At 71.7% G+C, this 12,272-nt stretch carries 12 protein-coding genes; 4 read left to right on the forward strand and 8 right to left on the reverse strand.

The window, feature by feature from the left end; translation table 11 throughout:
- Nucleotides 1–172: 172 nt before the first annotated feature.
- The gene (locus tag OG617_RS32975; RefSeq protein WP_405096905.1) at nt 173–916 is read left to right on the forward strand and encodes a YqjF family protein; all 744 of its coding nucleotides are present in this window, start codon (nt 173–175) and stop codon (nt 914–916) included.
- A gap of 59 nt (nt 917–975) precedes the next feature.
- On the opposite strand, the gene OG617_RS32980 is transcribed toward OG617_RS32975, so the two are convergent.
- The 6 genes from OG617_RS32980 to OG617_RS33005 form a co-directional block, all read right to left on the reverse strand.
- Entirely contained in the window at nt 976–1,815 is an 840-nt protein-coding gene (locus OG617_RS32980) for a peptidoglycan-binding domain-containing protein (RefSeq protein ID WP_405096907.1), read from the reverse strand.
- Between the two features lie 121 nt (nt 1,816–1,936).
- Nucleotides 1,937–2,590, reverse strand: a complete 654-nt coding sequence (locus tag OG617_RS32985; protein WP_405096909.1) for a M23 family metallopeptidase — start codon at nt 2,588–2,590, stop codon at nt 1,937–1,939.
- A gap of 61 nt (nt 2,591–2,651) precedes the next feature.
- Nucleotides 2,652–3,638, reverse strand: coding sequence for a LacI family DNA-binding transcriptional regulator (locus OG617_RS32990; RefSeq protein WP_405104041.1), 987 nt, complete (start codon nt 3,636–3,638; stop codon nt 2,652–2,654).
- 98 nt (nt 3,639–3,736) lie between these two features.
- On the reverse strand, nt 3,737–4,576 hold the full coding sequence (locus OG617_RS32995) for a carbohydrate ABC transporter permease (protein WP_405096911.1): 840 nt from the start codon (nt 4,574–4,576) through the stop codon (nt 3,737–3,739).
- Nucleotides 4,573–5,571 (reverse strand): carbohydrate ABC transporter permease, encoded by a 999-nt coding sequence (locus OG617_RS33000; protein WP_405096913.1) that lies wholly within the window; start codon nt 5,569–5,571, stop codon nt 4,573–4,575. The genes OG617_RS32995 and OG617_RS33000 overlap by 4 nt, the downstream gene beginning before the upstream one ends.
- Nucleotides 5,572–5,626: 55 nt before the next feature.
- Nucleotides 5,627–6,919 carry an extracellular solute-binding protein gene (locus tag OG617_RS33005; RefSeq protein ID WP_405096915.1) on the reverse strand — a complete coding sequence of 431 codons (1,293 nt, stop codon included), beginning with the start codon at nt 6,917–6,919 and terminating at the stop codon, nt 5,627–5,629.
- Nucleotides 6,920–7,170: 251 nt separating this feature from the next.
- Between OG617_RS33005 and OG617_RS33010 the strand changes: the two genes are divergently transcribed.
- On the forward strand, nt 7,171–8,796 hold the full coding sequence (locus tag OG617_RS33010) for a glycoside hydrolase family 43 protein (protein WP_405096917.1): 1,626 nt from the start codon (nt 7,171–7,173) through the stop codon (nt 8,794–8,796).
- A gap of 43 nt (nt 8,797–8,839) precedes the next feature.
- On the forward strand, nt 8,840–9,538 hold the full coding sequence (locus tag OG617_RS33015; protein WP_405096919.1) for a polysaccharide deacetylase family protein: 699 nt from the start codon (nt 8,840–8,842) through the stop codon (nt 9,536–9,538).
- A gap of 102 nt (nt 9,539–9,640) precedes the next feature.
- Here OG617_RS33015 and OG617_RS33020 read toward each other — a convergent pair whose 3' ends face one another.
- Nucleotides 9,641–11,041 carry a glycosyltransferase gene (locus OG617_RS33020; RefSeq protein ID WP_405096921.1) on the reverse strand — a complete coding sequence of 467 codons (1,401 nt, stop codon included), beginning with the start codon at nt 11,039–11,041 and terminating at the stop codon, nt 9,641–9,643.
- Nucleotides 11,042–11,440: 399 nt separating this feature from the next.
- Here OG617_RS33020 and OG617_RS33025 point away from each other — a divergent pair, with 399 nt between their 5' ends.
- Entirely contained in the window at nt 11,441–11,671 is a 231-nt protein-coding gene (locus OG617_RS33025; protein ID WP_405096923.1) for a DUF2188 domain-containing protein, read from the forward strand.
- 119 nt (nt 11,672–11,790) lie between these two features.
- Here OG617_RS33025 and OG617_RS33030 read toward each other — a convergent pair whose 3' ends face one another.
- Nucleotides 11,791–12,252, reverse strand: a complete 462-nt coding sequence (locus OG617_RS33030) for a hypothetical protein (protein WP_405096925.1) — start codon at nt 12,250–12,252, stop codon at nt 11,791–11,793.
- Nucleotides 12,253–12,272: the final 20 nt, after the last annotated feature.

Genomic DNA, 12,272 nt, shown 5'->3' on the forward strand with positions numbered 1-12,272 from the left:
GGCGCCACACTCCACAGATCGTCCTAGGAGGACAGTTCGGATCGATCGGGGCGGGCAGGCCGCGCCTCACCCTCCCGGGGCGTCCGGGATGTGCGGTGGAATGCCGCAGCGCCGTCGACCGCTCGTGGTGGCTGGTGTCCGGCGGGTCCACCGGGCGGGGCACGATGGGTGCATGGACATCGAGCGGGTCGACCCCGCACCTGATCGGGCGTTCCGTCGGGCGGTCCTGCGGCAGCGCTGGGAGGACCTCACCTTCCTGCACTGGGCTGTCGAGCCGGAACTCGTCGCGCCGCTGCTGCCCGCCGGCACCCGCCCGGACACCCTCGACGGGGTCGCCCACGTCGGGCTGGTCGGCTTCCGGATGGTCGGGCTGGGCCTCGGCCGGGGACCGGGGGTGCCGTACCTCGGCACCTTCTGGGAGACCAACGTGCGGCTCTACTCGGTCGACGACACCGGCCGGCGGGCCGTGGTGTTCCGCTCGCTCGACGCCTCTCGGCTCGTCCCGGTGCTGGTCGCCCGGGCGACCCTGCGGCTGCCGTACCTGTGGTCGGCGATGCGGCTGGACCGCGACGGCGACCTTCTGACCTACCGGTGCCGGCGCCGGTGGCCCGGCCCGGCCGGCACGACGAGCCGGATGGTCGTCCGGGTGGGCGGGCCGGTCACCGACCCGACGCCGCTGGAACACTTCGTCACCGCCCGCTGGGCGCTGCACACCCGGGCGTACGGGCGAACCCTGCACCTGCCGAACTGGCATCCACGCTGGCCGCTGCACCGGGCCGAGCTGCTGCACCTGGACGACGAGCTGGTCACCGCCGCCGGGCTGCCGGCGCCGGCCGGTCCGCCGGTGAGCGTGCTCCACTCCCCCGGCGTCCCGGTCGCGTTCGGCCCACCGGCCGCCCTACGCCAGCCCGGCTGACCGTCACGCGGGGGGCGGCGATCAGCACGAGCCGACCCGGGCCGGACCACGCCGGGTGGTCACAGAGTTCGCTGGTACTCCTCCCAGGTGAGCTTGGGGGTGACGGCGGGCCCGTCGTCGGCACCGCGGTTGGCCAGCCCGTTCAGCCCGAGGTAGTAGTCGCCGGCCTGGTGCTGGGCGGGAGCCGACTGATCCGTGTCGCCCAGCGCGACGGCGTGCACGTGGTAAGGCCAGTTCCCCTGGCTCGGGGTGCGCAGCCAGGCGGCGAAGCCGACCTGACGCAACTGCCGGACCACGGTGGTGCGGAGGGTGCTGGACATGCCGTCGACCGACAGGTCCAGGACTCCGCCGCCGTCGTGGGTGCCGGCCGAGGTCGGATCGCTCGTGCTGTACGAGCCCTGCGAGATCGTCAGCTGGCGGCCGAGCAGCCGCTCGGCTTCGAGCAGCATGGCCCGGGTCCGGGTGTTCACCTGGGCGCCACGGAACGCGACGGCGCTGCCCGGCGTGACCGCGCGGGTCACCGTGAAACGCTGCTCACCGAGCAGCCGCAGCGACGTCTGCCCGGGCAGGCCGGTGGCGTCGAGCCCCGAGTACCCGAGGGAACGCTGGTACGCGGCGTAGGCCGAGACGGTGCTGGTGCCGAAGTGTCCGTCCACATAGGTGGCGGCGAGGAGCCCCCGGTCCCGAAGAGCCCGCTCCACGAGCAGCACGCTGTCCTTGCTGCCGGCTGTGATGGCGGTGTCGGCGCGGCGCGGGTCGATCTGCGCGGCCTTGATCAGTGCTTCCATGTCGGCCTGCGGCAGCACGGCGGAACCCGGGGCGGGCAGGGCCTGGCCGCCGACCGCAAGGCCGACCGTCGCGGCGATCGCGTTGTGGAGCAGGTGTCTTCTGGTGGGCACTGTCTCTCCAATATGGTGTGGTGACCGCCGACCGAGGTGCCGATGATCTTACCCTCGCCCCGGCTGATCGCGACGTCCGCGCCAGGCCCGAAACCGGCCCGCCACCAGCTACGGACAGCGGCTACGGTGCCCCGGGGGCGCAGTTGTTGCTGGTACGCGTGACCGTGTACTCGGTGTCGTCGTGGGTGATGCCGGACGGTGAGCCGTCGAAGTGGGTCTCCACCTTCTGCCAGCCCCGGCGCTGCTCGTAGTGCAGGTGCGGCGCCCCGGAGTTGCCGGTGCTGCCGACCCGCCCGACCTGCTCGCCCCGGGCGACCCGCTGACCGACCCGGACCAGCGGCGGTTCGAGCAGGTGGAGGTACTGCGTCTCCCACCTGCCGCCGTGATCGATCTTCACCCAGTACCCGCCGCCCCGGCCGCGCGGGCCGTCCGGGTCGTCAGGGGTACGCCCGCCGAGGGACCCGTTGATCCCCGCCTCGGTGACCGTGCCGGCGTCGGATGCGAGCACCGGCCGCCCCCACGCCTCGCCCTCGGTGGGGAACAGGTCGACGTCGTAGTCGTCGTGGCCCGGGTAGGTGCCGAGCTGCCAGGTCTCGCCGCAAGTGACGGGGAGCTGGAAGGACGGGCGCGGGCCCGGCGGCAGCAGCCGCGGGACGACGACCACGGCGACGGCGACGACGGCCCCGACGGCGACGAGCGCGAGGCCGGCGCGGAGGAGACGCTTGCGGCGGCTGCTTCGAGGGCTGCGGGGGCTAATCGGGTGGCCGGTCGTCACCGCCCCGAGCATGACAGACCCCGGCAAGACACCGGCGGCCGGATACGGGCCGGCCGGCCCGTCACCGGGGCCGGGGTGGCGCGGCGCTGTCGCGTACGACGAGTTCGGTGGCGAGTTCGAGGCGGGGGCTCTCGAGCTTCTCGCCCTGGGCCAGCCGCAGCACGGTGCGCGCGGCCAGCATGCCCATCTCGGCCAGCGGTTGGCGGACCGTGGTCAGCGGCGGGGAGCACCACCGGACCTCGGGCAGGTCGTCGAAGCCGACCACGCTGATGTCGTCGGGCACCCGAAGGCCACGCTTGCGGACCGCCTCGTAGACGCCGAGGGCCATCTGGTCGCTGGAGGCGAAGATGGCGGTCGGCGGGTCGGGCAGCGCCAGCAGCTGTGTGCCGGCGGCGTAGCCGGACTCGTGGTAGAAGTTGCCGGGGCGGATCAGGGCGTCGTCGACGGCGACGCCGGCCGCGTCGAGCGCCGCCCGGTAGCCGTCCATCCGCGCACGGCTGCACATCAGCTGCGGCGGGCCGGCGATGAAGCCGATGCGGCGGTGGCCGAGGCCGAGCAGGTACTGGTTGGCGCCGAGGCTGCCCGCCCAGTTGGTGGCGCCGATGGTGGGCGCCTCCTGCGGGGCCACCCCGGCGGGGTCGACGATGACCACCGGAACGTTGAGCCGGCGCAGCTCGGCCTGCAACGGCGGCGCGACCATCGAGGTCACGAAGATGACCCCCTCGGTGGAGCGGGTACGCATGTTGTCGAGCCACTGCTTGGCCGAGGAGGTGCGCCGGTGGATGGCCGAGACGACGGTGCCGGCTCCGCTGCTGTGCGCGACGTCCTCCACCCCGCGGATGATCTCCACCGCCCAGGGGCTGTCGAGGTCGTTGAAGACCAGGTCGATCAGGGCGGCGCTGGGCCGCCTGCTCGGCGAGCGGCGGCGGTAGCCGTGCCGGGTGAGCAGTTCCTCAACGCGTTCCCGGGTCTGGGGGGCGACGTCGGAGCGGCCGTTGATGACCCGGGAGACAGTGGGCACGGAGACGCCGGCCAGGCGCGCGATCATCGCGATGGTGACGTTCCGGCTGCTGTCGGGGCCCACGGTCCGCCCTTTCCTCTTGGCTGGAGCCTACGGTCGCAGAAGGCTACCCCAGCGGGTGTGCCTCACCCCTTCACGCTGCCGGCCAGGCCGCCGATGAGCTGGCGTTCGGCCACGGCATAGAAACCCAGCGCCGGCAGCATGGACAGCACCACGTACGCGAGCACCCGGGCGGTGTCGTCGGCGTACTGGCCCTGGAATGCCTGGACCCCGACGGGAAGCGTCCACCAGCTCTGGTCGGTGAACACGACCAGCGGGAGCATGAAGTTGTTCCAACTTGTCACGACGGCCAGCACCGACACGGTGGCCAGGGCGGGGCGGGCCATCGGCAGCAGGATCCGCCAGAAGAACCCGAAGGGGGTGCACCCGTCGAGGATCGCGGCCTCCTCGACCTCGCCGGGAATGGTGCGGAAGAACTGGCGCAGGATGATGATGGTCACCGGCAGCCCGAACGCGGCCTGGGGCAGGATCACCCCGAGCGGGTTGTCCAGCAGGCCCAGGCCGCGCAGCAGGACGAACAGCGGCAGGATGGCCACCGCGAACGGGAACATCAGCCCGACCGCGAACAGGGTGAACAGGAGTTCCCGGCCCCGGAAGGCGAAGCGCGCGAAGACGAACGAGGCCATCGCCGCCGCGCCGACGACGACGACGGTGCTGGCAACGGCGATGAGGACGCTGTTGCCGAGCTGTCGCCAGAACACGCCGGAGGTGAGGATGCCGGTGTAGTTCCCGGTCACCCAGGGGTCGGGCCAGCCGAGGGGGTTGGTGGAGAGCTGCCCGTTGTCCTTGAACCCGCCGAGCACCCCGAACCAGACCGGCACGACGATGAGCGCGCCGACGGCGATGCAGACGAGGTGCAGCACGAGGCGTCGGGCCCGCAGGGCGGGGTTCGCCGTGCCGGTCATCGCTGGACTCCTTGTGTGGTGATCGCGCCCTCGGTATCGCGGCGCATGACGACGCGCTGGTAGAAGAGGGCGAAGACGAGGCTCAGGACGAACATGACGATGCTGATCGCGCTGGCGTAGCCGACCTCGAAGCGGCGGAAGCCGTACTGGTACATCGTCACGGCCATGGTCTCCGAGGAGTGGATCGGGCCGCCGCCGGTGAGCACCCAGACCATGTCGAACAGCTGGATGGTGCCGATGACCGACAGGAACACGCTGATCCGGATCGTCGGTCCGAGTAGCGGCAGGGTGACGTGCCGGAAGGCCTGCCAGGAGCTGGCGCCGTCGGTGGTGGCCGCCTCGGACAGTTCCTTGGGGATGCCCTGCCGGGCGGCCAGGAAGAGCATCATGTACAGGCCGAAGTACTTCCAGGAGACGACCAGGAAGACGGCGACCAGCACGGTGTCCGGGTCGGCGAAGATCGCCCCGGCGTCGGCGCCCAGCCACCGCGAGATCGCCTCGCCCAGCCCTCGGTTGGGCGAGAGGACCAGGGTGAACAGGACCGCGGTGGTGACCTCGGAGAGCACGTACGGGGCGAAGAAGACCAGCCGGTAGACGCCGCGACCCCGCAACGGCTGGTTGAGGAGCATGGCCAGGCCCAGCGCGGCGGGCAGCTGGACCGCCAGCGACAGCACGATCAGCACGAGTCCGCGCCACAGGTCGCCGCGGAAGGTCGGGTCGCGGAAGGCGCGGGTGTAGTTGTCCAGCCCGACGTGGTTCTCCGGCAGGCCGAAGCCGTTCCACTTGTACAGGCTGGCGTAGCCGGCCACCACGATCGGGGCGATGACCAGCAGCAGGAAGAGCACCAGGGACGGGGCCAGGAAGGCGGCGAGGACGCCGCGGCGGCCCGGCCGGGACGGGCGACCGCGCCGCCGCGTGGCGCCCGGCGCCGGCGCCGACGGGTCGGTCGCCTCGTCGCCGTGCGACGTGTGCGGCACGGTCGAGGGCCTGGTCATGCCTGCTCCACTCGGTTCTCGCAACCGGCAACGGGTCGGTGGGAGGTGGCCATGCCTACTGGCTCTTCGCCACCGTGGTGATGTCCTTGACGATCCGCGCGGGCGTCTTGGAGCCGGCGATCAGCTCGGCGACGCTGTCGTTGACCTGCTGGCCGACGGCGGGCGGGTACGCCTGGTCGAGGTAGAGCTGGAAGCCGGTGGCGCTGGCCAGGCTCGCCGCGACGATCTTGTTGTTGGGGTCGGAGATGGCGTCGGTGGCGTCCCTGACCGTCGGCAGCACCGCGCCGGTCCTGGCGGCCCTGCGCTGGTTGTCGGCGGTGAGCAGGGCCTTGAGGAAGTCGACGGTCGCGGCGGGGGCGTCCTTGCCGACGGCGAAGCCGTTGCCGCCGCCGAACGCCTCCGAGGCGGAGCCCTTGCCGCCGTCGACGGCGGGGAACGGGAAGAAGCCGAGCTTGTCGCCGAGGCCCTTCTTGCCGGTGGAGGCCGAGGCCTGCACCGACGGGGCCCACTGACCCATCAGTTCCATGGCCGCGCGACCGTTGCCCATGGTGGCGGCCTGCCCGTCCGGTGAGCTGTAGTCCGCGCCGAGGAAGCCCTTCTGGAAGGGTTGCAGGTCGACCAGTTCCTTGAGCCGGTCGCCGGCGGCGACGAAGTCGGGGGTGTCGAAGTTGTTGTCCTTGGCCGCCTGTTGCAGGGCGCCGAGCCCGCCGATGCGCATCGCCAGGTACGCCCAGTAGTAGTGAGCCGGCCACTTTTCCTTGCCGGCCAGCGCGATCGGGACGGTTCCGGCGGCCTTGAGCCTGCGGACCGCGTCGAGCACTCCGGCCCAGCTGGTGGGTGCGGCGGTGACGCCGGCGGAGGCGAAGAGGTCCTTGTTGTACCAGAAGCCGACCATGCCGACGTCGAACGGGACGCCATAGATCTTGCCGTCGACGGTGAACGGCTGCACGGCGGCGGGCAGCAGGCCGCCGATCCAGGGCCGCACGTCGTCGGTGAGGTCCTTGACCAGGCCCGCGTCCACCTGCTGTTTGAGCACGCCCCCGCCCCAGGACTGGAACAGGTCGGGTGGGGACCCGGCCTGGGTGGCGGTGGTCAGCTTGGCCTTGAACGCCTCGTTCTCCAGCGGCTGGATCTCGACGGTGACGTTGGGGTGTGCGCCCTGGTACTCCTGGGCCATCGCCGCCCACACCGGCAGCATCGGCTCGGTGTTCTGGATGTGCCACCAGTTGACGGCCTGCGGAGCGTCCGGGTCGCCGGACTCCCCGTCGCCGCAGCCGGTGAGCAGGTAGGCGCCGGCACCGGCGCCGACGAGGCCGAGCAGCGTTCTGCGGGAGAGGTGCGCGGTCATGGTCCATCCCTTCGGGGACTCACGAGGTGCTCGGATGCCGATCGAGCCGGCAGGACTCGAACGTGGATCTCCGGAACTTTCGGTGCTTCGACCGGTAATACCAATCGATGGCCGGCACGCTACGACGTAGCATCTACCTGGGTCAAGGGGTCTGTCCTATCGCGACACGAACGGCTACCGTGTTCGGCATCTACCGAAAATCCGGGTGGAACATCCGGAAGTTTGCCGAGAGCTGCACCAGAGGAGCCGACGTGTCGACCGAGACCGCTGACGTGGCGACCGCTGCCCGGTCGATCCGCAACCCCGTCCTCGCCGGGTTCCACCCGGATCCGTCGATCCTGCGGGTCGACGACGACTACTACCTGGCCACCTCGACGTTCGAGTGGTATCCGGGGGTCCGCCTGCACCACTCCCGCGACCTCGTGCACTGGCGGGCACTGGGCGGGATCATCACCGAGCGCCGCCTGCTCGACCTGCGCGGCTGCGGCGACTCCAACGGGGTGTGGGCGCCCGACCTGTCCCACCACGACGGCGAGTTCCTCCTCGTCTACAGCGACGTGGCCAGCTTCGCCAGCGGCTACTGGGATCCACAGAACTACCTGGTCACCGCGCCCGACATCGCCGGCCCCTGGTCGGATCCGGTGGCACTGCACGGGCGCGGTTTCGACGCCTCGCTGTTCCACGACGACGACGGCTCCAGCTGGCTGCTGAGCATGAGCGCGGACTGGCGACCCGGGCGGGACCGCTTCGCCGGCATCGAGATCCAGCGCTACGACCGGGCCGCCCGGCGCCTCGCCGGCCGGCCCCGGCTGCTGTTCACCGGCACCTCGGTCGGGCTCACCGAGGGCCCGCACCTGTACCGCCACGACGGCTGGTACTGGCTGGTCACCGCCGAGGGGGGCACGAGCTGGGAGCACCAGGTCACGGTGGCCCGGTCCCGCGAGCTGTTCGGGCCGTACGAGGTGGACCCGGCCGGGCCGCTGCTGACCTCGGTGGGCCGGCCCGACCTGCGGTTGCAGAAGGCCGGCCACGGCAGCCTGGTCCGCACCCCGCACGGCGACTGGTACCTGGCCCACCTGGTCGGTCGCCCCTACACCCCGCTGGGCAACTGTGTGCTGGGCCGGGAGACCGCGATCCAGCGGGTCGAGTGGCGGTCCGGGGGCTGGCCCCGCGTACCCGGGGGCGTGCCGGCGGACGAGGTCCCGGCGCCCGACCTGCCCGCGCACCCGTGGCCGGCCGATCCCGCCACCGACCACTTCGACGCGGACCAGCTCTGCCCGGGGTGGTCGACGTTGCGCCGGCCCGCCACCGCGGACTGGGTGGACCTGCGGACCCGCCGGTCCCACCTGCGGATCCACGGCGGGCAGTCGCCGGTGGGCCGGCAGACCCCCAGCATGGTCGCGCGGCGCGTCGGCGCGGCGCGGTGTTCCCTGGAGACCGTGGTCGAGTTCGACCCGCTCGACCACCGCCAGTTGGCCGGGATCACCGCCTACTACAACACCCTCAACTGGCACCACCTCTACCTGACCCGCGCCGACGACGGCCGGACCGTGCTGGAGTTGCTCAGCTCCGACAGCGGGCGGCGCACCCCGTACCCCGGGCTGACCGTCGACGCCACCGGCGTCGCCCGGGTGGGGCTGCGGGCGGTGTTCGACGGGCCTGTCGTGCGCTTCTGCTACGACCTCGGCGCCGGCTGGCGGCAGCTTCCGGTGGACCTCGACGCGACGATCCTGTCCGACGAGCACGCCGCGCTGATCATCGACGGGGAGCCGGCGGCCTGGGGCTTCACCGGGGCGTTCCTCGGCCTGTGGGTGCAGGATCTCGGCGGCGACGGCGGCTACGCCGACTTCGACCTGGCCACCTACCGGGAGGACTGACCGGCGACCGCCGCGGGTCGCCGACCGCAGAGAGGACGTCCCGATGCCACTTTCCCGAGTGACCCGCCCGGTGCCGTACCTGGCGGTCGCCCTCGGCCTGGCCCTGGCGGCCACCGGCCGCGCCCGGGCTCGCCCCGGCGTCAGCGCCGACATCGTCGACACGGCCCAGGGCGGCGGTCGGGTGGTCAGCCTCACCTTCGACGACGGGCCGAACCCCGCCGACACGCTGCGCCTGCTCGGCGTCCTGCGCCGGCACCGGATCACGGCCGTGTTCTGCCTGTGGGGCGAGCACGTCGACGCGCACCCCGCAGTGGTGCGCCGGATCGCGGCCGACGGGCACACCCTGGCCAATCACGGCATGCGCCACGACGACATGTCCTCCTGGCCGCCCGAACGGATCGCGGCGGACCTGCGGGAGACCAACGAGGCGATCCGCCGGGCCGTGCCGCACGCCCGGATCCGGTACTTCCGCGCGCCCTACGGCGCCTGGGGGCGGACCGCCGCCGTGGCCGCCGCACTGGGCATGCGGCCACTCGGGTGGCGGCTGGCCGTCGGCGACTGGGAGCCACCGGGCACCGACGAGCTCGTCCGCCGGCTGCGCGACGGCGTCACGCCCGGCGCCGTGGTGCTGCTGCACGACGGCGGCGGGGACCGCGGCCAGACCGTCGACGCGGTCGACCGTGTCGCTACCGCGCTGAAGGCGCAGCGCTGGCGGTTCACGCTGCCGCAGAGGCGTGCCTGACCCGCCCCGGGCCGCGCGTCACCCGCCCGGCTGGTCGGCGCGGCCCGCCGGGCGGGTGGTGTGCAGCCGAGCGGCGACTCCGGTGCGGGTACGAGCCGAGGCTCAGCCGACCGCCGAGGCGGTACGGTGGGCCGCCGCCTCGTCGCGGTGCCGCAGCACGAGGTCGGCGGCGACGGTGACCCCGCCAGCCTGCCGCATCCGCTGGCCGAACAGCCCCGCCCGTTCCCGGAACGAGTCCTCGCTCAGCAGTCTCTTGATCTTGGCAAGGATGTCCTCGACGTCCAGGGGGTCGGTAAGCTCGACGGCCAGCGCCACCCCGCTGTCGACCGCGCGCACCACGCCATCGGGGCAGTCCAGCCAGAACGGCATCATCAACTGTGGTGTGGCGAAGTAGACGGCCTCGTGGATGGCGTTCGCGGCACCGTGGTTGAAGAAGACCCGCACGTGCGGGTGGGCCAGCACCCGAAGCTGGGAGGGCAGCCATTCCTCCACCCGAAGGTTGCCCGGCAACTGCGCCGCGGGCGGGAGGAGGCGCTGGTGCTCCGCGGACAGCTTCCAGAGCACGGCGTGCTCCGGCCCGAGCCGCTCCGCGACCTCGACGATCGCCCTCACCTGCGCCTCGGACGGTCGCATGATGGTGCCGAACCCGACGTAGATCACCGAGGGATGGTCGTCCAGCCAGCGGGTCAGCTCGTCCTGCTCGACCGGCGGCAATTCCCTGGGCACCACCGGACCGACCATCCGCAAGGTCGCCGGAGCGGTCGCGAACGGATACTCGAAGCCGAAGACCGTGTACGACATGAGCGCCACGGCATCCTCGACGTAGAGCCCCGGTCGCATCTCGGGATTACGAAGGCCGGCTTCCTTGCGGCGGGCGATGGCGACGAGGTTCCGCCGTAGCCGTTCCGGCTCCATCAACGCCCGCACCAGCCTGCTCCGGAAGCCGGCGTTGGCCGCCTGCTGCTGCGGCGTCATCCGCAGCGGCAGCCCGGAGAACGGGGCGGGATAGCGGGGCGGCAACAGTTCCTGGAGGAAATTGGACGGCGGCGTCGAGATGCTGACCATGAAGGGCACCTGCCGGGTCTGCGACGCGTCCATCGCCCAACTGGCCTGGCTGTCCACCACGGTCACCGCCGGCCCGACGTCGTCGATGACTTCCAGGCAGCGCTGGTAGAGCTGCTGCATGTGGTCGTAGTCGGTGCAGACGTCGAGGTACCGGGCGAACCTGACGGCACGGTCGCCGCTGGTCAGGGCCTGGTATTTCGCGTCGTCCCAGGTGTCCGGTGACGACTGCGGGAGGGCCGGGCCGAGCGAGACGAAGGAGACCTCACCCGGGCCGGAGAGCGCCTCGACGTCCGCCCGGCGGTCCTCGGTCGACGCGAACCACACATTCCCGATGCCTCGGGCCTTCAGCTCACCCACGATACTGAGCAACGGATTGAACAGACCGGCGCTGTTGTACGTGAATACCAGCACCGCTCTGCCGCACTCGTCCCCGGTCATAAACACCGTCCCATCCGTCTGTCGAGGTGCGCCGCTGCGCCAAATGTCAGCGTGACTGCGGTTCAGACATCTCCACCCAGCGGCCCTCGAAACCATAACATCGTCGTATTCAGATACATTCATTTTTCGGCCAAGACCTGATGGCGCGGCCGTTAGGCGCGGGAAACGCGATGGCGGGGTTGCGCAGGCCGGCCGTCGCGCGAGGAGGGTGCGCCAATGCGGGCCTGGTCGGGCGCTGCGGCGCTCCGTCCGGTCCGGACAGTCAGCATTCATGCCGACGCCGGATGGACATCGGCCGGCAACACAGGGAGATGTCTGCCCGGTTGTTTGGCCGGAAGTGTTTCCGGCAAGTAGTTGGTGGCAGCGCAGGTGCACGCGAGGGACAGACGGGAGTCAGCAATGGTCAAGGGCGACATCGACACTTACCAAGAGGACGGCCAGTGGAAGACCCGCGCGGAGGGCAACCAGCAGGCCAGCAGCACCCATGACACCAAGGACGAGGCGCAGGCCCGGGGGCGCGAGATGGCGGCGGACCGTGGCGTCGAGCACGTGATCAAGAAGCAGAACGGCACGATCGGGGAGAAGAACACTTACCCGCGCAGCTGCGACCCGCGGGACATCGAGGGCTGACCGCGGCCGAAGAGAGCCGACGCCAGCACTCGGACCAGCATCGGAAGTACGGATGGATGCGGGGCCGCCCCCGCGGGGGCGCCCCGCATCCATCCGTACGGGGACGACGGTCGGACCGGTCAGTCCGACGGTGGCGCGAAGGGGCGGCGGCGGGGCTGGCGTAGCTCCCAGTCGGCCGGACAGAGGTACGCCCAGGCGGCGGCCGTCACCTGCTCCTGCTTGGGGATGGCGCCGCCCCAGCTCAGCGGGCGGTCGGCGGCGTGCCGCAGATAGCGTCCGTAGACGGCTTGGAAGTGGTACTGCGAATCGGCCCGCCAGAGCGCGTACGGTTGCTCACGCATCCAGGAGCAGGCGGCGTCGCCCTCGGCGATCAGGTCGCCCGCGGGCGGCAGCACCGGCACCGGGTCGTAGCTGTGCGGGTCGCCGTACTGCTTGAGGTAGGCCAGGTACCCGTCCTCGTCCCGGGGATGGAGGGCATGGACGCCGAGTACGGCGACCGGGCCGGCGAGGACGCCGAGCACGGCCAGACCCAACGCGATCCGCATCCGCATCCGCATCCGCATCCGCATCCGCATCCGCATCCGGCCAGGGTAGACCGATG

It is taken from the genome of Micromonospora sp. NBC_01412, from assembly GCF_045040215.1.
GTDB classification, from domain to species: domain Bacteria; phylum Actinomycetota; class Actinomycetes; order Mycobacteriales; family Micromonosporaceae; genus Micromonospora; species Micromonospora rubida.